The following is a 25,961-nucleotide window of genomic DNA, read 5'->3' as shown; positions in this document are numbered from 1 at the left end:
AGGAGAACAGAAAATGGAATATCGGATTGAAACTAAGGAAGCATTTCGGATCGTGGGAGTATCCATCCCTCTCTCTAAGGAAATGGAGAAGAACTTTGAGACAATCCCGAATATGTGGGCAAAGGCAGCTTCCGACGGAACCCTGGAAAAACTGGCAGGAATGATGGACGCCCGGCTAATGGGAATTCTGGGGGTGAGCGCGTGTGACAAGGACGAGCCCTGGAAATATTTTATTGCAGCGGCAAGTTCAAAGGAAGATGATGCGTTGGAAGAATATATGGTTCCTGCAGGGACCTGGGCTATTTTCGCCGGAAGCGGAACCAATCTGTCCATTCAGCAGTTGGAGCAGGAGATTTTTACCAAATGGCTGCTGGCGTCGGAGTACGAATATGGAAATGGACCGGATATGGAGGTCTATTTGAATCCGGACCCGGAAAACGCGCAATTTGAAGTCTGGATTCCGGTGAGAAAAAAGTAGGAAGTGGTCTAAAGTCTTTAATACAGGCAAAGTCTGTTTTAAAGACTTTTTTGATGCTGCCATGCATATCTAAGTAGAGGTCTGGTGGACCTTCATCTCGGTTAAGAATATTGATATAGGGGCATGATGCCTCTGTTATTGTTTAGGCACCACAGCAAAAATAGAGAATCCATCTTCCTGCCTGAACTGTACCCGCCCGCTCAGAGTCTCGATACGCTCCCGGATATTTTCAAGTCCAATCCCGGTAGAAATAGGTCCTGCAGCCTGACCTGCGCTGGCCAGCTTTGAAATGCCTGTCCCATTATCGGAAATAGTGAGCTGCCAGAATCCGGGATGCTCCCGCATGAGGATTCTGATTTCCGTTGCATTGCTGTGTTTGCTGGTATTGACCAGCGCTTCCTTTATAATGGAGATAAATGCGTACTTCACCTCGCGCGGGAGATGATAGCTCATGTCGAATTCAAAATGGGTCTCGCAGAATGTATAGTTATTAAGCAGCCCTTCCACCGCCTCTTTCAGGTTAATAGATTCATCGTGAAGGTCATGCACGCTTTCCCGGATATTATTCATGGCCTGGGATAGCGTATCGGCCAGGCTGTCGATCGGTTCCGTCAGCGTTTCCTCCCGGCTGATGGTTTTCAGGGCGCCCACCAGAAGAATGGAGCGGGTGAGCAGATGCCCCACGTTGTCGTGGATTTCCCGGGCAATCCGATTTCGTTCCCGCAAGGTCGCCGTATAAATTTCATAATCTTGTTTTTCCAAAAGATTCTTATTCTTTTCTTTCAGCAGGAGATTATATTCCGTGCTGTCATCGTATACCTTTTTGTAAAGATTGTCCAAAGCCTCATATTCCAGCGCATATTTTGCGAGGAACAGCGCAAAAAGACAGCCGATCACGAAATACGAGGTGTATTTTACGTTTAAGATAAGTCCGGTCCGGTAAAAAGCCGGAATCAGTGCAAGAGGCGGGAGGACATAGAGCAAATGCCGTAGAGCATATGTGGTTCTGCTGTTTGGGCCGTCGTTTTCCTCCTTTGTCCGGTCTTCTTTGCCGGAGGAGGCGCTGATTCGACTAAGAATCAGACGGCAGAAAAGGTCGTATCCTACAAGTGGCAGAAAAAAGAGGAATTCGAAAGCAAAGTATCCTGCCAGTGCGTATAAGGTGACGGCAAATAATGTGTATGTATCAGAAGAAGCATAGCTGCAGGAGAACGCACAGATCACCGCGCAGAAAAGGGCCAGAACGAAGGAAGAATCCGGCCGGATAAAAGATACGGTCATAAAACAATAAAGTAATAATAAAAATTGATTCATTGGTGTGCGCATATAATCTCCCTATACGAGTCAGACATTTATACTGGTATACATAGCTGGTGCCAAATATGTTTACATTTGTCCAAAGACATGGTTTAATCCGTTGCCTACATTATACGAAGTTTTGAAAACGAAGAAAAGGATAATCGGGGAAATTGTGACATTTGTCATGGACCAAGATGACGCCAGACACTACAAAAACACCGGAAAAAAGCAGTATACTATAAAAAAGCAATCAATAAGTGCGCATCTATCTCTCAACGTTTCACAGGAGGACAGGGAAAATGATGCGCGGTGCGAAGGAGGATACGCTATGGTTCAGATAGAGAATCTGGTAAAACGGTATGGAAAGCTGGTGGCACTCGACCATCTGAATTTGGAAGTAAAAGATGGGGAGATTTTTGGACTTCTGGGGCCGAATGGCTCAGGAAAGACGACGGCGATCAACTGTCTGCTGGCACTGCTCAAATTTGACAAGGGAAGCATTCGAATCGAGGGGAAAGAGATGCAGCCGGACGCCTATGATCTGAAACAGAAAATCGGCGTCGTGATGCAGAACGTCGCCGTCTTTGAACAACTGAATGTGGTGGAAAACATTGATTATTTCTGCGGCCTTTATGTGCAGGATAAAAAGAAAAGGAAAGAACTGGTGGAGGAAGCAATCGCATTTACAGGACTTGAAAGCTACCGGAAAATGCGGCCTGGGCAGCTCTCAGGCGGACTGCTGAGAAGGCTCAATATTGCTTGCGGAATCGCACATAAGCCCAGTCTGATCATCATGGACGAGCCGACGGTCGCGGTGGACCCGCAGAGCCGGAATAAGATTCTGGAAGGAATCAAGGAACTGAATCAGAAGGGCGCGACCGTCATTTACACCTCGCACTACATGGAAGAGGTGGAGCAAATCTGTGACCGGGTCGCGATCATCGACCGCGGACGGGTGCTTGCCTGCGGGACGACGGAAGAACTCAAAAGCATGATTCGGACCGGTGAGACCATTATAATAGAAGGAATCCTGCTGGAAAATGAGCAGCTTCAGGAAATTCGGGCATTGCCCCACGTATTCGAGACAGAATACCGGGAATCCGTCCTCACTGTCAGGTGCACGAAGGCGAAGCACAACCTGATACGGATACTGGATTATCTGAAGGGAGAGGAAATCAGTTTCGGAAGAGTCTTTTCCGAGCTGCCGACCCTCAACGACGTGTTCCTGGAAATCACGGGAAAAGAATTAAGAGATTAGAGGTGGGATTATGCTGCATTTAATGAAATACAGGCTGAAACAGACAATGCGGGAGAAATCGTCCATGTTCTGGGCGCTCTGCTTTCCTCTCATACTGGCCACGTTATTCCGTTTTACATTAGGAGATGGGAGCTTTGATGAGGCATTTCAGGAAATTCCGGTGGCCCTCGTAGTGACCTCGGAAGGGGACGAGAGTTTCCGGAAGTTTTTGGACGCCATGGACGGCGATATGCTGAAGATAAAGGAAATGTCGGAAGAAAAAGCGCTTGAGCAGCTTGCCGCAGGAAAGCTGGAAGGAATTTATTATGACACGAAAGAACTGGCGGTTTCCTCGAACAGCATTAGATCGAGTATTCTCGATTCAATTTTGGACACCTATGTGAAAAATGAGGCGATGGTGCTGGATATTGCGTCGGAGCACCCTGAGCGCTTGCCGGAGGTCATGGAGGCGATGAGAGGATTTGCGAGCACGACGGAAGAAGTGAGCGCAGGCGGCAGATCGCTGGATACCGGTCTTAGCTTCTTCTTCGCGCTGATGGCAATGGCCTGCCTCTACGGGTGTTTTCCGGGTCTGCAGGTGATGCAGGAAACAAGGGCGAACCTGGCGGCGCTTGGGGCAAGACAGTGCATTTCCCCCACACATAAACTGAAACGGATTCTGGCCGTAAGTACGGTGACCTACGCGATTCAGTTCGTCAACACGGCGATCGCTCTTTTCTATATCCGATTCGTCCTGAAAATGGATTTTGGCGGTAATATGGCAGGTATGCTGCTTATTTGTCTCATGGGAAGTCTGATTGGAGTAAGTATGGGAATCGTGGTCGGCTGCATCAGCAAGATCGGGGAGGGCGTGAAGGTCGGGATCGTGCTTGCCATCAGCATGATAAGCTGCGGTCTTGCCGGACTATTTTCCGCTGACATCAAAGTACTTGCGGAAGAGGCAGTTCCCTGGCTTGGAAGAGTCAATCCGGCCAGTGTGATCGCGGATGCGTTCTATTGCCTGAATGTGTACAATGACAAGGTGCGTTATACTAAGTGCCTGATCACGCTCGCCGCTATGAGTATGGTTCTGGTGTTGGCAGGATTTTTATTTACAAGGAGGGAACGCTATGACAGTATATAAAGGGTATCTGAAGCTCTGGAGTAAGGAACTGCATCTGGTTCTCCTGTATTTTGTGATTTTTATGTTCGTAGGCATCATGATGCAGTCGGCGGCAGCGAAAAAGCAGGAGCAAAGCTATGCGTCCGAGAAGCTGGACATTGCCGTGATCGATCAGGACGGCGGAGAACTCGCCCGGGGCCTTGGAGAATATCTTGGGGAAATACATCAGCTTCAGGATATCGGCGGGAAAAAAGAGGATTTGCAGGTGGCGCTGTTCTATAGAAAGGTAAAATATGTGGTTACGATACCGGAGAATTTTGAGAAGGAATTTCTGGAAAATGGTGCAAAGCTTAAGACCACAAAGGTGCCGGGAAGCGAGCAGGACGTGTACTTAAACTCGCAGATTGATACATTTTTGAACGGCGTGCGTACTTATGTGGCAGGGGGCTATTCGGTATCTGAGGCCGTCGGGCGTGTAAAAAGCGTGGGCAGTCAGGGAGCGAAGGTGAAGATGATCGCAAATAACGAAAATGCCGGTATGAAAGCGGATTATGTTTACTGGTTTCAGTATTTTCCGTATGTGATACTTGCAAGCCTTGGGTACAGCAGCGGGGTCCTCATTTCCTTTAGAAGAAAGGAAATCCAGCAGAGAATGAATTGCTCTTCCAAGTCGCTGATCCGGCAGAATCTGGAAGGAGTTCTCGCATTCATGACGATTGGAGGAATGATTTGGCTGCTGTGTACGGGAGCGGTGGTTGCGATGTCAGGGAAGCGTTTTTGGGAAAGTGCGAATGTTGGGTATTTTTTACTAAATTCAATACTTATGATGCTGGTTGCGTTGTCTATCGCGTATCTGGTGGGAGTGGCTGCCGCAGGTAAGGGATCCTCAAGCGGTGGGAATAGCAATAGCCTGAGCGCTGTGGTGAATGTGATCTCATTGGGAATGAGCTTTTTGTGCGGGGTCTTCGTCCCTCTGGAAGTGCTGGGGAAGGAGGTCAAGATGGTCGCGCAGTTCCTTCCGGTGTACTGGTATGAGGTGATTAATGAGATGCTGGGAGATTTCGATGTGCTGACGCCGGAAATGCTGGGAACGTTGTGGAAAGGATTTGCTATTGAACTTGCATTTGCCGGGGCCTGTGTGGTGCTGGCACTGGGAGCAAGTCCGATGGAGCGGAAGATGAAAATGTGATATTTACAGAATAATTACACCGTGATATACTATCATTTAGGGAAATCCAAAGGCCGTCAACTACTGCGAATAGTTGACGGCCAGACTATAAAAGTTTGACTTTATTCAAGGGTAGGTCGCGTTTTTGGCTTTCCCTTTCTGTTTACATTGTAACATGGTTATTTGTTGAGTTCAATGCAAAACTGAACTTTTTCATTGTATTAATTAGTAAATAAAACAGGAGGAGCAGCGTATGTTGACACTAGATGAGGCAAAGGAGTATTTTGGCAGGGACCGTTATGCGACGGAGGTAACGGGGATTGAGATTCTGGAGGTAGGAGAGCATTATGCGAAGTGTATGCTAAAGCTGGATTCCAGACATAAGAATGCGACGGGGAATGTGATGGGCGGCGTGATGTTCACACTTGCGGATTTTGTATTTGCGATCTCTACGAATACAAAAGAGGTGGTCACGGTGACGACGGTGAGCCAGATCAGTTATCTTGGAGCCCCGAAGGGTGAAGTGCTTTACGGGGAGAGTCATCTTCTGAAAGACGGCCGGCGCACCTGTTTTTATGAGATTTTGATTACGGATAATCTGGGAAATGCCGTGGCCAAGGTAGCGGTAAACGGAACTCATGTGAAATGTTAGAGGAGAGAAGATAATGGGACTTATTTTATTGATCGGGATTGTCGGCGGTATCTGTGGTATGGGGCTTGTCTGTATGAGATCGAAAACGCCCAGAAGGTTTTCGACGCAGCTTATTTTATCCCGGGCGGATTTTGAAGTGACAAATGTGAAAGAATATAATAAGCAGATCGGGAATTTGTGGATCATCTATGGATTACTGATGGGCATTTTTGTGACGCCGCTTTTGATTTGGCGAGTCCAGTGGGGCCTTGCGTTTTTCCTGATCGGCGCGATGGTGACGGGACTTGTCTTTAACCGGCTGAATGCGAAGCTGGAGGAGAAATATAAGAAAGAGAAGAAGCGCTAGTATATCATTGATGGGTACAATATAAAGGACAAGTTCAGAGAAGCTCCGTTTTGAAGGCTTCCTGAGCAAGATCCATTTTAGACAAATGGGACTTTAATCTGGGGAGAAGTACGCTCCTTGATGGATTGAGGTCCCTTTTTTCTAGGTGACTGGAGGCTGTCTTATAATGGTTGGATATTGACAAAATCTAATTATAGGGCTATTCTTATGATAGGAAAAATAAAAAAACATATCATTATGCCTGCGGAGGATAAAAGTATTGAAAATAAAAAAGGAAGATATAGAACAGTATCTTTCAGAAGTGAAAGAAGCTGTTGAAAATGATAGATATCGGCTTGAGCGAAATGGCAGGAGGCAAGATAATATTAATCTTTTTTTGGATTATGTGATCGATGAGGCAAAAGCAAAGGAAATTATATTGAGTCTTACTACAATGGATTTTTCGGAAATCCTACAGAATGAACATAAAGGATATGAGCATGAAAAACTGTATGTATTTGGTAAGGATGTACCCTTTTGGAGAGGAATGGGACGGAAGAGAAAACAGTTTCTTTGTATATTAAGTTCAACAAGTTGGGAAACAGTTTTGTGATAGTGATTTCATTTCATGAGCAGAAGTATCCATTTACATATTATTTCAAATAATTAGAAGACTAAGTGGAGGTAACAATTATGACAGAGAAGGGAAGAAAGGATTTCTGCATAGAATGCAGAAAGGAAACAGAATACTTTTTGCAGAAGCGGGACATCGTAAAAACCATAAGAGATAAAGAGTACACGTTTGGAATTATAGTGGCAGTATGTTCAGAATGTGGTGAGGAAATGAGTATTCCCGGATTAATTGATAAAAATGTTCAGGAAATTGATGAACAGTACAGGACAGCGGAGGGACTTGTTTCAATTGAGGATATCGAAAAACTTATGAAAATATATAAGATTGGCAAAGCCCCACTGTCCTTAGCGCTTGGATTTGGGGAGGTTACGATACCGAGGTATCTGGAGGGTCAGGTGCCTTCCAAGGAGTATTCAGATGTTGTAAGAGCAGCACTGACATCTCCTGTATATATGAAGAAGAGGCTTATGGAGAACCGTGGGAAGCTGACGGATGCGGCATACAGAAAGGCGATGGCGGCAGCAGACAGCATAGAGGGACTGTTCTCTGTGTCAGAAAAAATGCTTCGGGTGATTGCGTATGTATTTGAAAAGTTGGAAGAGGTTACACCGCTGATGCTGCAGAAGTTGCTTTACTTCATTCAGGGCGTTTACTCTGCGATGTATGAAAGACCTATTTTTTCAGAGGATTGCAGGGCATGGATTCACGGTCCAGTTTATGCGGAAGTCTATGACCTTTTCCGGGATTTCAAATATAATCCGATTGATGATGCGCGTTTTGCATTACTGAGGGGAACTGCAGATGCATTGACTGATGATGAAAAGAGGGCAATCGATCTTGTCGTGAATACTTTTGGTATGTATGGTGGAAAGGTTCTGGAGAAGATTACACATAATGAAGACCCGTGGAAGGAAGCCAGAAAAGGGTATGGGGCTGGCATCCCTTCGAGTGAAATTTTGCCAAAGGAACGGATCAGGAAGTATTATATTGCGGTGAACCAGAAATATGGCATTAATTCAGAAGATGGCTTGATGGCTTATATCCATGACATGCTTACTAAGGTATCATGAGAAGGGAGATGTACCTGTCTTCAAGTTTATGAAAAGGAGTTATTTTAGTGGGAATTCGTATTGCGTATCGTAAAATAAATGGGGGCGCGGAGCTGGTTCGCCTCTGGGGAGACGAAGATGTGGTTGTTGTGCCAAAGAAGGTGGAAGGAGTGGGCCTTACCGCCATCGCGCCTTATGCCTTTTCTTCGCATAAAGATAAGGAAGACGAGGATGTGAGCTTGTGGGAGGCCGGGGAAGAAGAGACAATCTTTGGACGGACAGCATGCCTAAGGTGTGGGGGAAATGTGCGGGAGATTCATTTGCCTGAGACGGTGCAGATGATTGGAAATTATGCATTTTATGGCTGCATGAATTTGCAGGTATTTCATGTGACGGACCGGGTGACACGAATGGGAAGCGGGGTGTTTACGGGCTGTCGTCTGTCCAGGGTGGCGATTGACTTTTATGATGGTGAAAAATCCTGTTTGAAGGAGATTTTGACGGAAATCCGTTATAGAATCACGGCGACCCTACATTTTGGGTGTCAAAGTATCAGAGAAAACAATATAATGGGGAAGGATTCGGCGGCAAAAGAAGGATATATGAGAAATGCAGCAGAATGTGCAGGAATTCTTGCAAAAGTGGTCTTTCCTGAATATTATGCAGATGCGGTGGAGAATACGCCGGCGAGAATTGTGGAGACACATTATTATGGGTCAGGCGGAGATTACAGGGAATGTTTCTACCGCCGTGAGTTGGATTTTCTGAAGTACGACAGTATGTTCGCATTGTCGGCGGCCCGTGATCACGGTGAGGTGACTGCTTTGCTGGCCCTGGGGCGTCTTCTGTATCCGTATCGCCTGTCGGAGAAGGCGCGGGCCAGGTATGAGGCGTATGTAAAGGCGCATATGGGCGATATTACAGAATACTGTCTGGAGTATTTGCGGGAAGGCGGGCAGCTCCCTGTGGCGGAGCCGCTGAAAGTGATTGATTTTTGCTGCCGGGAGCATTATTATACGGAGGAGACTCTGGCGGAAGCAATCGAGAAGACCGCTAAGGAGCGTCAGATGGAGATGCTGAGTGTATTGATGGACGAGAGGTATCGGCAGTTTCCGAAGAAAAAGAAGAAATTTGAGCTGTGAAAAAGTAAGAATAGGATATAGAAATAGTAGATTAGCGGATTGACAGAAAGGGAATGCAGGGAAAGTAAATGCAGGATTTTGAGAATAGAAAGAATGATACAAAAGAACAGGAAAATGGACAGCGGGAAATGACTTCCGACCGACTTGATGCGATCGGAAAGCAGATCCTCGCCCTCTCCAGAAATGAGCTGTATTTAAGAATGCGGTTCCTTGATGTGGCGCTTTCCAGTTTTGCATACGTGATGGATGGGACGGTCTCTCTTGTCGGCACGGACGGCTGGAATCTGTATTTTAACCCGGCCGAACTGGGCGGGCTGTTTCGGAAGGACCGGATTAGTGTGAACCGGGCTTATCTGCATTTGGTCCTTCATTGCATTTTCCGGCATATGATCACCAGAGGTTCTCGGGAGGAGTTATGGTGGAATATGGCCTGTGATATTGTGGCAGAGTCTGTGATCGATGAGTGGCAGGTAAGAAGTATCCGCCGGGGGCAGTCCTGGCTCAGGCAGGAGACCTATCGGAAACTGCGCTCGCAGATGAAGGTACTGACTGCAGAAAAGGTGTACCGGCAGCTTCTGTCCTGGGAACTATCCCAGCGTGATACGGACAGGCTTGTGGCAGAATTTACGGTAGACGATCATCGGGACTGGGCGAAAGATGAAGATCAGGACAGGAAGCTTGCTTTGAATCAGAAATGGAAAGATGTGAGTGACAAGATGCAGACGGATATGGAAACATTTTCCCAGGAGGCGTCCTCCTCATCGGGACATTTCCTTAGGCAGATTCAGGTGGATAATAGAGAGCGCTGCGATTATCGGGAATTTTTGAGAAAGTTTGCAGTGCTAAAAGAAGAGATGGCGGTGGACGAAGACTCATTTGATTATGTATTTTACAGCTATGGGCTTAGGTTGTATGGGAATATGCCGCTCGTGGAGCCCCAGGAGTGGAAGGAAGTAAAGAAGGTCGAGGATTTTGTGATCGTGATTGACACGTCCATGTCCTGCTCCGGGGAGTTGGTGAAAAGGTTTCTGGAGGAGACTTATGGGATCCTGCAGGAAAGTGGGAGTTTTTTCCGAAAGGTGAATATTCACATTTTACAGTGTGACGATCAGGTGCAGTCAGATCAGAAGATTACCTGCAAAGAAGAGTTAAAAGAGTATATGGAGCATTTGGACCTGGCAGGGGAGGGCGGTACGGATTTCAGGCCCGCCTTTGCCTATATCGATCAGATGATGGAGGGGCAGGAATTTGACAGACTGAAAGGAGTTTTGTATTTTACCGACGGGCAGGGAATTTATCCACAGAAGATGCCTCCCTATGAGACGGCTTTTGTGTTTATTCAGAAGGATTATGAAGAGGCACAGGTGCCGTCCTGGGCGATGAAGCTGATGATAGAAGAGGATGAGATAGAAGCAGGAGGAAAACAAGATGAATATTAAGCGTGCAAAGCAGGAAATTAAGGATGCCATTGAGGCATATTTAAGAAAGAATCCGTATGGAGAGTACCAGATTCCTGCGGTACATCAGAGGCCGGTTTTGCTTATGGGGCCTCCGGGAATCGGGAAGACGCAGATTATGGAGCAGATCGCCAGGGAGTGCCGGATTGCGCTGGTGTCTTATACCATCACGCACCATACCAGACAGAGTGCGATTGGTCTGCCCTTTATCCAGAAGAAGACCTATGGCGGGCGGGAAGTGTCTGTGACCGAATATACGATGAGTGAGATCATTGCGTCCGTCTATGATAAAATGGAAGAAACCGGGCTTCGGGAAGGTATTTTGTTTATCGATGAGATTAACTGCGTTTCCGAGACCCTTGCCCCGGCGATGCTGCAGTTTCTCCAGTGTAAGACGTTTGGAAACAGGAAGGTCCCGGAGGGCTGGATTATCGTTGCCGCAGGAAATCCGCCGGAATATAATAAATCGGTCCGTGATTTTGATGTGGTGACATTGGACCGGTTAAAGAAGATCGATGTAGAGGCAAACTTTGCAGTCTGGAAAGAGTATGCATATCAGGCAGGCATTCATCCTGCGATTATTTCCTATCTGGAACTCCGTCAGGAAAATTTTTACCGTATGGAGACGACGATTGACGGGCGCATGTTTGCCACGGCCCGGGGATGGGAGGACCTGTCCCGCCTGATTCTGGTCTATGAGGAGTTGGGAAAGAAGGTAGACCGGGAGGTGGTAGGCCAGTACATTCAGCACTGGAAGGTGGCAAAGGATTTTGCAAATTATCTGGAATTGTATGGGAAATACAGGAAAGATTATGGTCTGGAGCGGATCCTGCAGGGAAATTATGGGGAGGATACCCTGGAAAAATTAAAATTTGCACCCTTTGATGAGAGGCTCAGCGTGGTCAGTCTGTTGATCGGAAGACTGGGCAGCTATTTTAAGGCAGCCTATGAGAAAGACCAGTTTGTTTCGGAGCTTTTTGTGTGGCTTAAGAAATACAGGCAGATGATTTCCGAGGTGGATCAGGAAGGAATTGCGGAGGCTTTGTATGCAGACGGCGGGATTTTGAAAAGTATCTGCCTGAAGGCCAGAGAAGAGCTGGAGCAGAAAAAGCGTGCAGGGCAGCTTAACTCGGAGGAGGAGCACCGTGCAGAGCAGGCAATAGAGACCCTTTGGGGGTATCAAAGCCGGCTTAAGGAGAGGCATTTGTCCGGAAAAAAAGGGTTTGCTTATGTGAAACAGCTTTTTGCCAAAGAAGCAGACGCGCGGGAGGCTGAAATGGAGACGGCGCTTACGGCGCTGAATCATGGATTTGATTTCATGGAAGATGCGTTTGGAGAGAGTCAGGAGATGTCGGTATTTGTGACGGAGCTCAATACCAGCTTTTACAGCGTATGGTTTCTTAGGGAAAATGATTGTCCGAAATATTATAAGTATAATAAGGGGCTTTTGTTCGATGAGCGGCAGCAGGATATTTTGAAAGAAATGGACGCTGTGGAGGACGAGATATGGAGAAGAGGCTAAGCAATATTATTTATCGGTTGAGATTGGAGGCTGGTTTAAGTCAGCAGCAGGTTTGCCAGGGACTGTGTTCGGTGGCGCAATTTGCGCGGATAGAGCAGAACATGGTTCCGCTGGAGCATTTTATGCTGGATCGTCTTTTGGAAAGGCTGGGGAAGTCGGCGGAAAGATTGGAGTATATTTTGCCTGTTGAGGTTTACAAGATATATGAGTTAAGATGTTTGATTCAGCAAAGTATCTGCCATAACAGACTGACCAAGGCAGAAGAATTGTTAAAGGAATATGAGAGAAGAAAGGTTGCCAAAAAGCCGTTGCACCTACAATTTATTGAGCAGGAACGCGCACAGATTGCCTGGATGTCGGGAGAACATACAGAGACTGTTCTGGAACATATTCAGACAGCTATCAGGCAGAGTATGCCAGTGGAGGGGGCGGTAAGGAGTAAAATCGCTTTGAGCGCCGATGAGATGAAGTTACTGTTATTTCGCTGGGAGGTATCTCTGGGGAGCAGGTGGGAAAGGTCGGGAGAAGAAATAGGTGAGATGCTTTCCTACATTATACAGAAAGGAATGGTGGAAACCGAGGAGGTAAAGGTTCTTCCCTACCTGGCTTTATTACTGGGGAAACGATGTGATTGGAAAAAAGAAGCAGAGATTTTGGAAATGTTCACTCGAAGGTCGCTGAGTCTTTTAAGAAGTACAGGAAAGCTTTTGTATATGCCGGAAATATTGGAACAATATGCCGATTTGTTGGAGCGCCGGGGTAGAAGGGAGGAGCTTGCAGAGGACCTGAGAAGGGAGAGGAAGAGCCTGTTGGAGGTGGAAAAAGAGTATGGCATCTCATTTGAAAAGTTCAGGCTCTTCCAACACATCAATCGAAGATTTGAGATTGATTATGAATTGATCAGACGAACCCGGATAGCCAAAGGAATACCACAGGAGGTCTTATGTGAGGATATTTGTGCTCAGGAGACGCTGTCCCGCATTGAGAGCGGGAGGCGAAAACCGAGGGATAAGTATGTCTATGAACTGATGAAAAAGATGGGGCGGAAGGCCAGCCGGATTAATACGATTATTATGACGGAAGATTATGAAGTGCTGGAGCTGAAAAGGAAGTATTTTCTGTATTTACATAGGTCGGAGGAGGAAAAGGCAGCAGAGGTTTTAGAGAAGATTGAGCAGAAGCTGGATACTTCGGTACCGGAGAATGAACAGTTTATTCTGGGTGAGCAGATTAAAATTCAGTATGGTAGGAAGAAAATAAGTGGAAGGGAAGGGCTGGCGGCGCTGGATAAAGTGCTAAAAATGACAGTAGACTGGGAGTTATGTGATGAGGGGAAGATGTATTTTACTGCGGAAGAACATGATATTTTAAATGAGATGGGTGCTATTCTTGAAAACCAGGACAGAAAGAAAGCGACTAAAATATTTGAAATGCAGATTAAATCTATGGAAAATAGCAGGGTTAAAGAAATATTTCACATATTGGAATGGGAGTCGGCAATGGGAAATCTGGGGACTAATTTGGAAGAGCAGGGGCAAATTGAAGAAGCTATTCTTATTTCGAAAAATAGAATTGAGGTGGCTATGGATGCAGGAAAAGGGAATGGAATTGGTCGTGCATTAATCACCATGGCCAGTGCAATGGACCAGAAGAATGACGCGGGGTGTACGGTATATTACTTCTTGGGCTTAGACTTGTTAAAGTTATATAAAATGGAGAAAAGGTATCAACTTGTCAGAGAATATTTGACAAGTGATGAATTTAATAGTCGTTTTTGTTAGCCGTTTCCAGTTTCAGATCCGCCGCCTTTATCTGCAACCTGTGTAATGGTCGGTGTATCAGATGGTATTAAAAAAGAAGAGGTGACCATACTTAAAGTACCTATAATTAGTGAGATAATAAAAAGTTTTTTTAAATGTTTCACAAATATAATACCTCCTTTTGAAAAAATAAATATCTGTTTATATAATAAATTAAAATTATCAAAAAGTTTATGACGTTTTATGAGAAATAATTTCACATAAAACGTCATAAACTTTTTGGGAGAAATAATTTCACATAAAACGTCATAAACTTTTTGGGAGAAGTATGGTACTTTATAAACAGATAAGGCGAAGGCAGAAAAGCAGGAGGAAAAAAGCAAGTATGTACATTAGTGAGAATAATATTTACATCAGTGATGAAAATAATATCTTATTTGACTTAAATGGATATAGAATATTTGTCATTACGGATGGGATTCGCGGTTACTTTGAAGATGGAAAAGCTGATTTATTAAGTGATGATGAAAAAGGAATAGTAGAGCAGATATTGGCGGAAGACAAGATAGAAGCTGGTAAAGAAGAGGGTTTCGAGTCTATTAAAATACATGTGAGTAACACATGTAATCTTCAATGTAAATACTGTTATGCTAATGGGGGAAATTATAGAGCAAAGGATTCACTAATGGATCTAAATACTGCTAAAAAGGTGGTAGAGTTTATTAATACATCGGATCGGCTGAATAATTTGAAATACATCTCTTTTTTTGGTGGAGAACCTCTGATGAATCCTCAGATTATTGAATATATCTGCGAACATACACAGGAAAAAAATGTCGATTATTTATTGCAGACGAATGGTACGCTGCTGGATGATTATATTATTCAAATTTTAAAAAAGTATAATATTGTACTAACTATCAGTTTGGATGGCCCGGAGCACATGAATGATTTCAATCGAATCGATATGGCGGGAAAGGGTACATATAATAGAATTGTGGATAATATTCAGAGATTGAAGTCTGCTGGCATTGTACCGAAGGCGATAGAGGCGACAATAAGCAGTGAATTTATAGATAAATATAGTAAACTGCAAATAGCAGATTATATATATGAGACTACCGGCGTAAGGCTTATCAAAGTGGAATACGATATGAATGCGCCGCAAAAAAAGGATATTAATAAAGAAAGTGCGGAAGAAGTTCATGATTTTTATGCACAGTGTCTTGCAGGCAAATACATTATGGACAATGCGGCTTATAAAATTTTGCAAATATTTTTTGCCAGGCAATATAATGATTATGTTTGTCCGGCAGGAAGTAGCCTGTTGACTGTTAATGTAAATGGGGAATTGTATCCGTGTCAGTTTTTTATAGAAGATTCGAGTTGGAAAAAGGGAGATGTATTTTCCGGCTTTGTGGAAAACAGGGAATGTGCTTATCGTAAAACGAACAGAGAAAAGTGTAGGGGTTGTTCGGCAAGGAGTACCTGCTGTATGTGTGTTGCTTCAGACATTAAGGAAGAAGACAGATGTAAGAAAAATATTCTCATACAGGGCATGACTCTTGAGGCGTTGGCTGACTGTATCAAAATGGGGGAATTTGACAGTTTATATCAGAACTTTTGCTCATTATGAGCCTAAGTAAATAGACGATATTTCAAGGGAGGTGAGAAGAATGATTGGCGAATTAAAATTTAAACCGGTATGCCGTGGCGGCTGGTGCGGCGGTAATACTTGTGGAGCGAAATAAGTGTGAAAAAGAGTTGGAAGTGTATGCCTCTTGTATATACTTCTGACTTTTTGCGTTGATATAGATAACCATGATAGGCATGAGTCGAATATAATTTTCTTACCAGATTATATGAGGAGTAAAAGAGATGAAAAAAACGGTGCGAAATATTGTTTTAAAAAATAGATTGTGGCTGAGTATAACGGTTGTGTCCATAATAGGCATCTCAGCTTCGGAGGTGGCGAAAGCTTATACCATGCAATATATTTTGGATGTTGCCGGAACCGGTTCGATGGAAAAATTTAGCCAGGCAGTATTGTATACTGTTATGGTTGTTGCTTTTATGTTTGTGGTTGATGTTTTTTGTGATTATAGTAAGAATAAGTTCTTGTCAGGATGCATGATAACCCTAAAGGCACAGTGGTTTGATAGTATTCAGAGCAAGCAATTATGTGATTATGATATTCAGGAATCATCAACATATCTTTCGAATTTTACAGTGGATGTGGATATGATCAAAGAGGACTATCTGAATAATCTTTTGACCATCATTGAGTATGCCTTTACTGGCCTTGCGTCCCTGGTAGTTATACTGAATGTTCACTACATTTTTATTGTATTTGTTGTGATAACTTTTTGGATTCCGCTTCTGATCAATCATCTTTGGTCCGGCAGGATGGCAGCGGCAAAGCTGGAGGCTTCTTCGGCAAATGGAAGATTTACTGCTGCTTTGAAGGAATTATTAAACGGCTATGAAGTAGGAAAGTTATATGGCTGTTCCAATCATATGACTGGGCGGTTTCGCAGGATGAATGTGGCGCGTGAAAAGGCGTATTTTACTTCGCGTGTAGTTGACGATATGGCTGGTACCAGTAGCGGCGCCGCATCACTCGGTATATGGATGGGTACATTATTGTTAGGTGCGTTCATGGTAATGCGCCGGGTCATGAGCGTGGGAAGCATTCTTAAAGTCAATCAATTGCTAAACAACGTGACAAATCCGCTATATGCCATTTCGAACAGATTAACCAGGATGAAAGCGGCCAATCAGGTATATCAAACGATTACCGAGAGAATAGAGAAGGGCACATTTTGCGGGGAGGGTTTACCCAGGGGCGTCTCTTGTGAAACGGCCGAACGGCCATACGAGGTGCTTCCGGGTATAGAACAGGAACAGTTGACCAAGTTCAGGAATCATGTAGAAATCAGGCAATTAAGCCTGGAAAAGATGGGACGGAAAATACTGAAGGACATGACGATCACTTTTGAGAGGAATCAAAAATATCTGCTCTTAGGTGAAAGCGGAAGTGGAAAATCGTCTCTGCTTAAGGTCCTATTAAATATATATGGGAACTACGATGGCGAAATTATGATAGATGGAAAGGAATTCCGCAAACTGGATAAGGATAGTTGGTATCGCCAGATGGCGTTTGTAAGCCAGGACAATTTTGTGTTCCAGGATACCGTGCGGAATAATATTTTGCTGTATCAGGAATATACTGAAGAACAGCTTAAGAAGGCTGTGGAGCTTAGCTGCCTGGCAGAGTTTTTAGAAAATCATAGAGAAGGATTGGATTTTGTAATTGAAGAAAACGGGAAAAATATATCCGGCGGGGAACGTCAAAGGATATGTCTTGCGCGCGCTCTGATTAGAAAGCCTCCTGTTCTGATTTTGGATGAAGCAACTTCCGCGTTAAATTCTGAGATGGCGCTTCAGGTGGAAAAAAATATTTTGACATTGGAAAACACGATGGTTATTTCGGTATCTCATAGAATTCATCGGGAGACCTATGAGGAATATGATAAGGTATTGCAATTTGATAGTGGCTCGGTAAAACAAAGAGACGGTGGATACATACTATAAAAACAAAGTCAGCGCTTTCGAAAAGGAATAGCACTGACTTTGCCTGTTCTTGCCTTATATATTTATAACTATTTCAAATATTCTGCAAAAAACTGTTCCAGTTTATCGAATGGAATGGCGTTTTTCCCGCCTCCGTCATACAGATCTGTATGGACCGCGTCCGGGATTATGAGCAGTTCCTTATTGTCCGTATAAGGATTGTCTTTCACCATCGCTGCATACGCATCACGGCTGAAATAGCAGGAATGCGCCTTTTCTCCATGCATGATGAGAACGGCGCTGCGGATTTCATTACTATATTGAAGAATCGGCTGATTCAAAAACGACATGCACCCGGTTACATTCCAGCCTCCGTTGGAATTCAGGGAGCGCTTGTGATAGCCACGATTCGTTTTATAATAATCATAGTAATCCGCTACAAAGAACGGTGCGTCCGCAGGAAGCGGATCGACAACGCCACCGCCCAGAGCATAATTGTCACTCTTATAATCAATGATTCTCTGCGCGTTCAAGGCTGCTTTCTTTGCGTATCTCGCATCGGCGGAATCCTCAGAATCAAAATATCCATTTGCATTGACGCGGGACATATCATACATGGTGGAGGTCATCGTAGCCTTGATGCGGGTGTCCAGTGCCGCCGTATTCAGCGCCATGCCGCCCCAGCCGCAGATGCCGATGATACCTATTTTCTCAGGATCAACATTTTCCTGCACAGAGAGGAAATCCACCGCCGCCTGGAAATCTTCGGTGTTGATGTCGGGGGAAGCCATGTAACGGGGCTGGCCGCCGCTTTCGCCCGTGTAGGAAGGGTCAAATGCAATCGTCAGAAATCCCCGCTCTGCCATCGTCTGTGCATACAACCCGGCTGCCTGCTCCTTCACTGCACCGAAGGGACCGCATACGGCGATGGCCGCCAGTTTGCCGGAAGAAGCCTTTGGAGTGTACATATCTGCCGCAAGGGTAATGCCATAGCGGTTATGAAACAGTACCTTTTTGTGATCCACTTTTTCGCTTTTGGGAAAAGTCTTATCCCATTCCATTTCTAATTTTAGAGGTTCCATAGTAATCTGTCCTTTCTGCCTGGATTTCGTTGCTTTTATTATAATTTTCTAATGTTAAAATGACAAATATTTGATTTCTATATCGAGTTATTCTTGTATAGAATAACTGTGACTGCTATACTATACTCGGAGGTGTTTCGATGGAAATCCGTGTATTACGTTATTTTTTGGAAGTGGCCAGAGAGGGAAGTATGACCAGGGCGTCAGTCAGGCTGCATATTTCGCAGCCGACACTCTCCAAACAGTTGAAAGATCTGGAAGAAGAGCTGGGGCAAAAGCTGTTTGTTCGCACGAATTACAGTGTCCGACTGACGGAAGCGGGAATGCTGCTTCGTAAACGGGCGGAGGATATTCTGGACATGGTGGATAAAACCGCAGAAGAGTTCCAGACACTCGATGAAGAGATTAGCGGAGATATTCATATCGGCTGTGCGGAGTCTGCCGGTATGAAATATCTGGCCCGATGCCTGCACACTCTTTGTAAAGAATATCCCCGCATTCGCTATCATTTGCACAGTGGGAGTACAGAGGACATTGCCGGACGGCTTGACAGCGGTCTTTTTGATTTTGCCTTTCTGGTAGAACCTCCCAGTCTTTCCAAATACAACTATTTGGAGGTCCCCGGCGTAGACACATGGGGAGTCGTTATGCGAAAAGACAGCCCTCTTGCCGCGAAGGAAGCTATTTGCGTGGACGACCTGATGGGGCTTAATCTTATTTGTTCTTCGCAGTCTATGAAGTTAGATATTCCCAGATGGTGTGGAGAAAAAGCTGATTTGCTCAACCTGTCAGGTACTGTTAATCTGGCCTATAATGGCTCCGTTTTTGTGAAAGAAGGAGCCGGATATATGCTTTCTTTTGACAAGCTGGTGAATACTGGCTCAGAGAGCGAATTGTGTTTTCGCCCGCTGTTTCCCTCGCTGGAGACAAGGTTGAAAAAGAATAGTAGAGGATATCCATTTTTTTAGGCATCACAAACAGACCATCTTGCGGTGGTTATTTAAAAATTGAATATGTAGCAAAGTTAAGGTTTATTCAGCAACTGACTTGATTTTATAACCATGAAACTGAGCCATTAAAATTGCCTGTTCAATTGTAATTTCACGATTGACAGGAAGAACATCACTTTTTCGGTAAAGTTGTGCATTATAGGGTTCCTTATTTTTCAGCATGTTGTATAATGCTGTTAGAAGCATTCTTGCTATTGCAATGATTGCTTTCTTGTGGCCGCGGCGCTTTCTTAAACGAAGATAGCGGTTGCGGATTTCAGGGTGCTTTTCACTTTTAACCACAGAGTTGGCACATTGAACCAAAAGTGGTTTGATATAGCATCCGGCTTTGGAAACCCGGACAGATTTTTTCTTCCCTGCACTTTCATTGTTGGTCGGCGTAAGTCCAGCCCATGAGCATAAGTGTTTCGCCGAAGGAAAAGCCTCCATATTCACGCCGATTTCAGAAATGATTCCGATAGCGGTAAATTTATTTTTGAATGATGGAGCGGTTAGGATTAGGTCGAGTTCTTGCTGATAGGGACTGGCGAGCGCAAGAATCAGTTCTTCTAGCTCTGCTTTCCGGGATTCCAAATCTTCAAAATGCTTTTTGATGATCTTTAATTTACCAGCCTGTTCCGGTGTGATAAAACCATCAATGGCGAGCTCCAGTTCAGGAAGCTTTTTCTTCATGGAGCCATGAATTAAAGGTCCAATATCAAAAGAAGTATCTTCAGGATTTTCAAGAATCTTATCCAGAATTCGTTGTGAACTTTTACCAAAAGTGTCCGAGACAACGGAAGCCAACTGAATGTTGGAGACCGTGAGACAGTTTTGAAAACGGTTCTTCTCACTGGACATAAAGCAGGTCAGTTTGAAACGATAGCGCATCAGGTCACGAAGTTGTCTGATATCAACAGAGGGAATGAAGCTACCGGCAACAAGATCATGCTTGAAGAGGTCAGCAATCCATTTTGCGTCTTTCTTGTCAGTTTTTTTACCACGGATAGCCTTAACATATTTGGGATGAGCAAGTACAATTGTACAGCTTTTTTCGAGCACATTGTAAACTGGAATCCAGTATTTGCCAGTAGATTCCATGCAGACATCCTTACAATGATTGTCAAGCAGCCACTGTAACAATTCCTTCAACCCTTGTGTGAAGGTTGAGAAACGATGGCGCTTGTAGGTGGTAACACCTTGTTTGTTAGTGGAAGCGATACAGGCAACAACAAAAGTCTTGTGAACATCGATACCACAACAAATTTGATACACAATTTTTAAAGCCATAGGGCCACCTTTCAGAACCATAGGTTCGATAGAATTATAGGGAGTAAACAGCATTGACTGAATGCTTAGGATTAAAACGAGAGTTGTTTTAACAAAGATAAGGTTACGTGCTCGAGGCACACTTATTTGTACTTGAAAAAGCATTCTACACATATAAAAATACGGTCACCCAATAGTTCGGACAGCCCACTCACCTCCCCGTGATTTGTAGTGTACTGAGTATCCCTATGGAAACTATTATAAAAAGAAAGCTGCGAGAGTCCAACGTTTTTTCATCACGTTTTGTGCCTTGAGCAGCGCGAAAGGAATGGATATAAAAATGTACGTTGTCTGGAAAAAATTTCAGATTTTTTCTCCGGCTTCCGAACTGCTGCTTGCGGAGATGAAAAAATGTTTTGGGAAGGGACAACATACGGTATAGGATTCAGATTCATATAATAAAGGATAAATCCAGCCCTGCGAGGCAGCGTAAAATAAGGAGGCGGCTATGCGGGAAATAAGTCTTGATAACAGGAAGAATCTCCCTGAATTCAGGAAAGAAGTATATTGCTTGCTATATGATTTGAGCGTAAAGGTTACTCCTGGTCTTCAGGCGGATAGAAATGTGGAGGGTGTTCCGGGGAAAAGACTTCCGGGAGTTTTGCCGGCGGGGGAGATTGTTTACATTTATGAGGTGCGGTATTTGAGTGTGTCGGTATGGGGGAGATGTAGATGGGGGTGGATCTGTATGTTTATGAATGAGACGTATTATGTGATTCCGGTGGAAGAGTAGGATTTGTGGACATATTCGCTATTTTTTCATCTTAGAGCCACAAAAAATGTCATACCAAAATAAATGAAAACCTTATTTTGGTAGCCAATTATTGGAAAAAAAGGATGAACTGTCGCTGATCATGCTGATTAATAAGCTCAGGAATTCCGAGGATTTCAGAAAATTAAAAGAAATCCCGGAGGAATATTTTGAAAATTTAAGCCAGAATACCCCGGAATATTTATTAAAATTGATTGGTAAGATTATCGCTGTATTTTTGTATCGGCTGAATGTGCCGAGGAAAGAAGTGGAAGAGTTTACCGATTCGATAGAGCGGAGGGAATTTGCGATGTTATTTGATAGCTTTGAGGCGTATGATGTCCAGGAAATGCGGCGGGTGAGCCGGGAAGAGGGGGCAAAAGCAAAACTGATAGAACTAATATGCAAAAAAATCCAAAAACATTGCCAGGTAGAAGAGATTGCAGAGGCGTTGGAGGAGAATACGCAAAATATTCAGCGTATTTACAATGTCGCAGTCAAATACGCTCCTGACTATGATGTGGAGAAGATTCTGGAGGAGCTTAAGCTCCAAAAGGAGAATTAATCTCTTGACAGGACGGGGCTTCTTCCATACAATAAATGTAAATGAAAGGAAGGGAGGCAGAACTATGTATGATACCACAGTATTGCTTATGTGACAACACAAAGACAACATTAGTAATCATTCGGACAGTCTGCCTCGCGAGAAGATAGCAGGGTTTATTTCGTGTACCATTTTGCTGAATTCCTATGCCGCAGTCTGTTTGGACTGCGGTTTTCCATTTTCTAGATAGTAAATGCTATAAAACAAAAAGTGTTCTGCAGGATTCTTTTCTATTTTTATGATTTTCTATAGGTCTTAGTAAATGTTCAGGGAGCATTTCGCGTGTTGATCATTCAAATTTATCCCAAAACTTTTAACTGTGAAGAGAAAGGAAGGAATATGGATTATTTTAAGTACATATTTGGGAAAATTGTGTGCAAAAATGGGGGACTTTGCGCCCTGACACTTGTGATGATTCTTGGTTTTTCAACTATGCAGCTTTATTTGCCGGTGCTAATTCAACAATATATTGACCGGCTGACAGGAGAGCCTGCGGCGGGTGGACTGTTCAAATTGGCGGGCATTTACCTGGCGGTATCCATGGGGATTTATGTCACCGGGATTTTGAAAGACTGGGGAGCTGCAAAAATAGCATGGAAGGGAACGGATTTCCTGCGACTGGAAATTGTGGAGAAGATTCTGACTTACGATCAGGGGTTTTTCCAAAAAAACGCTCCGGGCCAGGTTGTGGAATCGTTGGAGAACGATCTGAATGAGATTGAATCTTTTACTGTGGATACATTGATTCCGCTGTTCGTAAATTTGCTGTATATGGTTGGAATTTTAGTTGTTTTTTGGAATACGAATAGAGGAGTCGCGCTACTATTTGGCGTATTTATTTTGGTGGCCTTGTGTACGATTGGTGCGCAGCAGAGAAAGGATTCTGATATTATTTTGCGGGAACGGAAGTCTCACTCGGACCTGATCGGATTTGAGGGAGAAATGATTACCAATAAGAAAGAAACGGAGCTGGCGGCCAAGGAAAACAGGCTTCTTGCCCGTTTGGAGGAAAAAATTCTGAGGAGAATCCCGCTAAAGGTGGAGCTGCAGAATTACTATTACAGGGTATGGATCGTTACCTTATCATTGCTGGCGGGAGCGAATGTATTATCGCTGCTTGTCGGAGGAATGCTGTACGGGAAAGGCGTGATTTCTCTGGGGGTTGTTTATCTGCTGTATTCCTATGGAAACATGTTGAAACAGCCCTTTGAGGAACTTCAGATGCATATTCAGAATTTCCTGGCGGCGAAAGGGAGCAGTGAAAAACTTGCAGATTTGTTGTTTTACCAAAATGATGTGAGCGAGGGGAAGCGGACGCTTTGCAAACCATTTTCTGAACTGGAGCTGCGAAATATTTCCTTCTGGTACGGAGAGAATCAGATTCTAAATGATGTCAATATGAAGATCAAGAGAGGGGAAAAGATTGGGATTTTCGGAAAATCCGGAGCAGGAAAATCTACGGTGAGCAAGCTGATCACCAAGGCGCTGGAGCCGCAGCAAGGGGAAATTCTGATCAACGGGAGAGACATTCGGGAATACAGCTGCGAATCAGTCACAAGTGTATTTGCCTATGTGACGGCGGAGAATCTGGTGTTTGACGCTGATTTGCGAGAGAATCTCAGGCTGTATAACGGGAAAATATCTGACGAGTTTCTGTTGGAAATGTTGGAGGGGCAGGGACTTGCCGAGTTTTTGCCATTTACCGGAGGCAGGCGGGGACGTGAACTTCTGGAACTGAAAATAGGCAGACAGATGCTGTCGAACGGGGAGGCGCAGCTGTTAAACCTATGTCGTTTGTTTTTTACCTGCGCCCCCGAGAAGGGCATGTCTGGGAAATACTTAAGGACAGGGAATGAACTGATTATTTTTGACGAGGCATCGGCCGTGGTTGACGAAGAGGTGGAACTGGCATTTTACCAGATTTTTGGAAAACTGACGGAGCATGTCACGACGGTGATCATCACACATCATGTGGAGCGGCTTACAGACTGTGAGGCTGTCTATGTGATGGAAAAAGGAAGGGTGATCGAATCCGGAAGGATCTGCGATCTGAAGGAAGCGCCGGATTCTTTATTTCGAACTTATACGGAAAGGAGCTGGGGGACATGCGGGAAGGAATAAAAAGTATTTTAAGATTAAATCGGTATTTGTTTTTGGGAAATAAATGGCTCTATGTCAGTCATGGATTTATGAGCCTGCTCTGGTGTTTTGCGCCATTTCTTCTGGCGTTCCTTGTGAGTCTTCTGATGGACTTTTTGAGTGCGGGGGACATGCCGTGTTATCTGGCGGTGCTCGCGGTCTATACGGTGCTTACCTATGTCAATATTTACTATGCATGGAAGAGTGGTATCGTGGAGGTAAAGGTGACTTCTTATGTGGAAAAAACCCTGCAGATGAACACTTTAAGCCGGATTCTTAAAGAAAAGCAGGGAAAATGCGAAGAAGTCGGCAAGATGGTGGACATTCTGGAAAATGATTTTGCCGTGCTGGAACGTATGCTGCTGGTACAGATGGAATTTTTATGTAATATTTTCTCCTTTCTGGGATATTTTTTTCTTGTACTACGGATTCATGTGTATCTGGCCATTTTCGGGTTCCTGCCGATCGTGATACTTGGCAGTCTGATTGGATATTTCGGGGAGAAACTGAAGGAACGGTATCAAAATGCCAGAGAATCGAGTATTGATTTTTCCGTCATGGCCGCAAAGATTGTGGAAAATCATGAGATTTTTCAGTATATGGGAGACAGAAAAAGCCTGCTGTCGGCATTTGCAAAGAAATGTGAGCTTCGGGGAAGGGATAAGCTCAGAAAAAACAGGTATCTGTTCTGCGTGAATTACTCTATGCAGGCGGTGGATCAGATTTCTGTTTTACTGATTTTAGTGTTGGTAGCAATCCTTTGTGAAATGGCCGAATGGCCATGCGGGGTGCCCTTTGGCATACTTGCGGGAAAAGGAGCGATTACGGCAGGGACGCTGACCTTGTTCGTCAATTCGATTCATAACGGATTTTCCTTTTTGCAGTTGTACAAAGAGATTGTAATGGCACTTAAAATGACTGAGGCATCTATGGAAAGGGTCTGTGAACTTCTTGAACTTACCTGGCAGGAAATGCCGCAAGCGCTTGGCGGGCAGAAGCGGGAAGAGGAGGAAAAGGAGATGGCCGAAGGAAACCTAAGTCTGCATTTCGTCGATTTTAAGATGTGTGCAGAGGATCAGGAGCATGAGTTTTGGCTGAGGCCCGGGGAAATGATGGTAGTATCCGGTGGAAATTCTTCCGGCAAGAGTTATTTCCTGGACTGCATTGCCGGGTACCGGCCTTATCGGGGGCGGATTGAAAGAAATTTCAGCAAGAGGGCAAGGATTGGATACCTTTCGCAGAATGTGGCCTTGTTTCAGGCGAGCCTTAAAGAGAATGTAACACTGTTCGATTCCTCTGAGAATCCGGGAGAAGCATTTGCAAAAAGTAATCTTACCGGCAATGCGGGAAATTGGGAAGTGATGTCGGAGGAGTCCATCGGTGTAAGCGGCAAGCGGCTTTCGGAGGGGCAGCGTCAGAGAACCGCGATTGCAAGGGCGCTTGTGAATGGGAAGAATATGCTGCTTCTCGATGATCCGTTCCTCTTTTTGGATAAGGAAAACCGAAGGCAGATTTTGGAAAATGTAAGGAGCATGAACCGGACGACGGTCATCGTTTCCAATGATGAGAATGTGATTCGGGAGGCAGATGTACATGTGACGCTTGAAAACTGGCGGATTCTGAAAATCAAGTAGCTGGCAGAGTGTTA

General features: G+C 44.5%; 23 protein-coding genes. 19 read left to right on the top strand and 4 right to left on the bottom strand.

The annotated features are described in order from the left end of the window. Positions 1-13 precede the first annotated feature (13 nt). Positions 14-478, top strand: a complete 465-nt coding sequence (locus tag ABXS75_15130) for a GyrI-like domain-containing protein (protein XCP84380.1) — start codon at positions 14-16, stop codon at positions 476-478. Positions 479-613: 135 nt separating this feature from the next. On the opposite strand, the gene ABXS75_15125 is transcribed toward ABXS75_15130, so the two are convergent. Continuing rightward, positions 614-1,804 (bottom strand): histidine kinase, encoded by a 1,191-nt coding sequence (locus ABXS75_15125; protein ID XCP84379.1) that lies wholly within the window; start codon positions 1,802-1,804, stop codon positions 614-616. A 301-nt stretch (positions 1,805-2,105) separates the two neighbouring features. Between ABXS75_15125 and ABXS75_15120 the strand changes: the two genes are divergently transcribed. The 11 genes from ABXS75_15120 (at position 2,106) to ABXS75_15070 (ending at position 13,867) form a co-directional block, all read left to right on the top strand. Further along, positions 2,106-3,035 (top strand): ABC transporter ATP-binding protein, encoded by a 930-nt coding sequence (locus ABXS75_15120; GenBank protein XCP84378.1) that lies wholly within the window; start codon positions 2,106-2,108, stop codon positions 3,033-3,035. A 10-nt stretch (positions 3,036-3,045) separates the two neighbouring features. Continuing rightward, positions 3,046-4,158 (top strand): ABC transporter permease, encoded by a 1,113-nt coding sequence (locus tag ABXS75_15115; GenBank protein XCP84377.1) that lies wholly within the window; start codon positions 3,046-3,048, stop codon positions 4,156-4,158. After that, positions 4,145-5,326: an ABC transporter permease gene (locus ABXS75_15110; GenBank protein XCP84376.1), complete on the top strand. Its 1,182-nt coding sequence runs from the start codon at positions 4,145-4,147 to the stop codon at positions 5,324-5,326. The genes ABXS75_15115 and ABXS75_15110 overlap by 14 nt, the downstream gene beginning before the upstream one ends. A gap of 232 nt (positions 5,327-5,558) precedes the next feature. Next, positions 5,559-5,957, top strand: a complete 399-nt coding sequence (locus ABXS75_15105; protein ID XCP84375.1) for a PaaI family thioesterase — start codon at positions 5,559-5,561, stop codon at positions 5,955-5,957. A 13-nt stretch (positions 5,958-5,970) separates the two neighbouring features. Further along, positions 5,971-6,303 carry a hypothetical protein gene (locus ABXS75_15100; GenBank protein ID XCP84374.1) on the top strand — a complete coding sequence of 111 codons (333 nt, stop codon included), beginning with the start codon at positions 5,971-5,973 and terminating at the stop codon, positions 6,301-6,303. Between the two features lie 259 nt (positions 6,304-6,562). Then, positions 6,563-6,895: a hypothetical protein gene (locus tag ABXS75_15095; protein ID XCP84373.1), complete on the top strand. Its 333-nt coding sequence runs from the start codon at positions 6,563-6,565 to the stop codon at positions 6,893-6,895. Positions 6,896-6,975: 80 nt separating this feature from the next. Beyond that, entirely contained in the window at positions 6,976-7,986 is a 1,011-nt protein-coding gene (locus ABXS75_15090) for a type II toxin-antitoxin system antitoxin SocA domain-containing protein (protein ID XCP84372.1), read from the top strand. Positions 7,987-8,033: 47 nt separating this feature from the next. Further along, complete coding sequence (locus ABXS75_15085; GenBank protein ID XCP84371.1) at positions 8,034-9,107, top strand: leucine-rich repeat protein; 1,074 nt, start codon at positions 8,034-8,036, stop codon at positions 9,105-9,107. Between the two features lie 128 nt (positions 9,108-9,235). Next, positions 9,236-10,546, top strand: coding sequence for a VWA-like domain-containing protein (locus ABXS75_15080; GenBank protein XCP87169.1), 1,311 nt, complete (start codon positions 9,236-9,238; stop codon positions 10,544-10,546). After that, positions 10,536-12,086, top strand: a complete 1,551-nt coding sequence (locus ABXS75_15075; protein XCP84370.1) for an AAA family ATPase — start codon at positions 10,536-10,538, stop codon at positions 12,084-12,086. Before ABXS75_15080 ends, ABXS75_15075 begins: the two co-directional genes overlap by 11 nt. After that, the gene (locus tag ABXS75_15070; GenBank protein XCP84369.1) at positions 12,071-13,867 is read left to right on the top strand and encodes a helix-turn-helix transcriptional regulator; all 1,797 of its coding nucleotides are present in this window, start codon (positions 12,071-12,073) and stop codon (positions 13,865-13,867) included. Before ABXS75_15075 ends, ABXS75_15070 begins: the two co-directional genes overlap by 16 nt. Here ABXS75_15070 and ABXS75_15065 read toward each other — a convergent pair. After that, positions 13,864-14,010 carry a hypothetical protein gene (locus tag ABXS75_15065; GenBank protein XCP84368.1) on the bottom strand — a complete coding sequence of 49 codons (147 nt, stop codon included), beginning with the start codon at positions 14,008-14,010 and terminating at the stop codon, positions 13,864-13,866. The two genes, ABXS75_15070 and ABXS75_15065, sit on opposite strands and share 4 nt — an antisense overlap. Before the next feature lie 221 nt (positions 14,011-14,231). Between ABXS75_15065 and ABXS75_15060 the strand changes: the two genes are divergently transcribed. Then, on the top strand, positions 14,232-15,482 hold the full coding sequence (locus tag ABXS75_15060; GenBank protein ID XCP84367.1) for a radical SAM protein: 1,251 nt from the start codon (positions 14,232-14,234) through the stop codon (positions 15,480-15,482). A 242-nt stretch (positions 15,483-15,724) separates the two neighbouring features. After that, positions 15,725-17,440, top strand: coding sequence for an ABC transporter ATP-binding protein (locus ABXS75_15055; protein ID XCP84366.1), 1,716 nt, complete (start codon positions 15,725-15,727; stop codon positions 17,438-17,440). A gap of 68 nt (positions 17,441-17,508) precedes the next feature. Here ABXS75_15055 and ABXS75_15050 read toward each other — a convergent pair whose 3' ends face one another. Next, complete coding sequence (locus tag ABXS75_15050; protein ID XCP84365.1) at positions 17,509-18,501, bottom strand: alpha/beta hydrolase; 993 nt, start codon at positions 18,499-18,501, stop codon at positions 17,509-17,511. Between the two features lie 140 nt (positions 18,502-18,641). Between ABXS75_15050 and ABXS75_15045 the strand changes: the two genes are divergently transcribed. Further along, positions 18,642-19,469: a LysR family transcriptional regulator gene (locus ABXS75_15045; GenBank protein ID XCP84364.1), complete on the top strand. Its 828-nt coding sequence runs from the start codon at positions 18,642-18,644 to the stop codon at positions 19,467-19,469. 63 nt (positions 19,470-19,532) lie between these two features. On the opposite strand, the gene ABXS75_15040 is transcribed toward ABXS75_15045, so the two are convergent. After that, a complete protein-coding gene (locus ABXS75_15040) occupies positions 19,533-20,780 on the bottom strand; it encodes an IS110 family transposase (GenBank protein XCP84363.1) in 1,248 nt (415 codons plus the stop codon). Between the two features lie 487 nt (positions 20,781-21,267). Between ABXS75_15040 and ABXS75_15035 the strand changes: the two genes are divergently transcribed. The 4 genes from ABXS75_15035 (at position 21,268) to ABXS75_15020 (ending at position 25,947) form a co-directional block, all read left to right on the top strand. After that, complete coding sequence (locus tag ABXS75_15035) at positions 21,268-21,552, top strand: hypothetical protein (GenBank protein ID XCP84362.1); 285 nt, start codon at positions 21,268-21,270, stop codon at positions 21,550-21,552. Positions 21,553-21,643: 91 nt separating this feature from the next. Next, on the top strand, positions 21,644-22,135 hold the full coding sequence (locus tag ABXS75_15030; protein XCP84361.1) for a hypothetical protein: 492 nt from the start codon (positions 21,644-21,646) through the stop codon (positions 22,133-22,135). Between the two features lie 378 nt (positions 22,136-22,513). Then, a complete protein-coding gene (locus tag ABXS75_15025) occupies positions 22,514-24,295 on the top strand; it encodes an ABC transporter ATP-binding protein (protein ID XCP84360.1) in 1,782 nt (593 codons plus the stop codon). Then, positions 24,280-25,947 carry an ABC transporter ATP-binding protein gene (locus tag ABXS75_15020; GenBank protein ID XCP84359.1) on the top strand — a complete coding sequence of 556 codons (1,668 nt, stop codon included), beginning with the start codon at positions 24,280-24,282 and terminating at the stop codon, positions 25,945-25,947. Before ABXS75_15025 ends, ABXS75_15020 begins: the two co-directional genes overlap by 16 nt. Positions 25,948-25,961: the final 14 nt, after the last annotated feature.

This window comes from Roseburia hominis, assembly GCA_040702975.1.
GTDB lineage: Bacteria > Bacillota > Clostridia > Lachnospirales > Lachnospiraceae > Allocoprococcus > Allocoprococcus hominis_A.
Note: the sequence above shows the minus strand (reverse complement) of the source record. Positions and strands in the feature narration are given on the sequence as shown.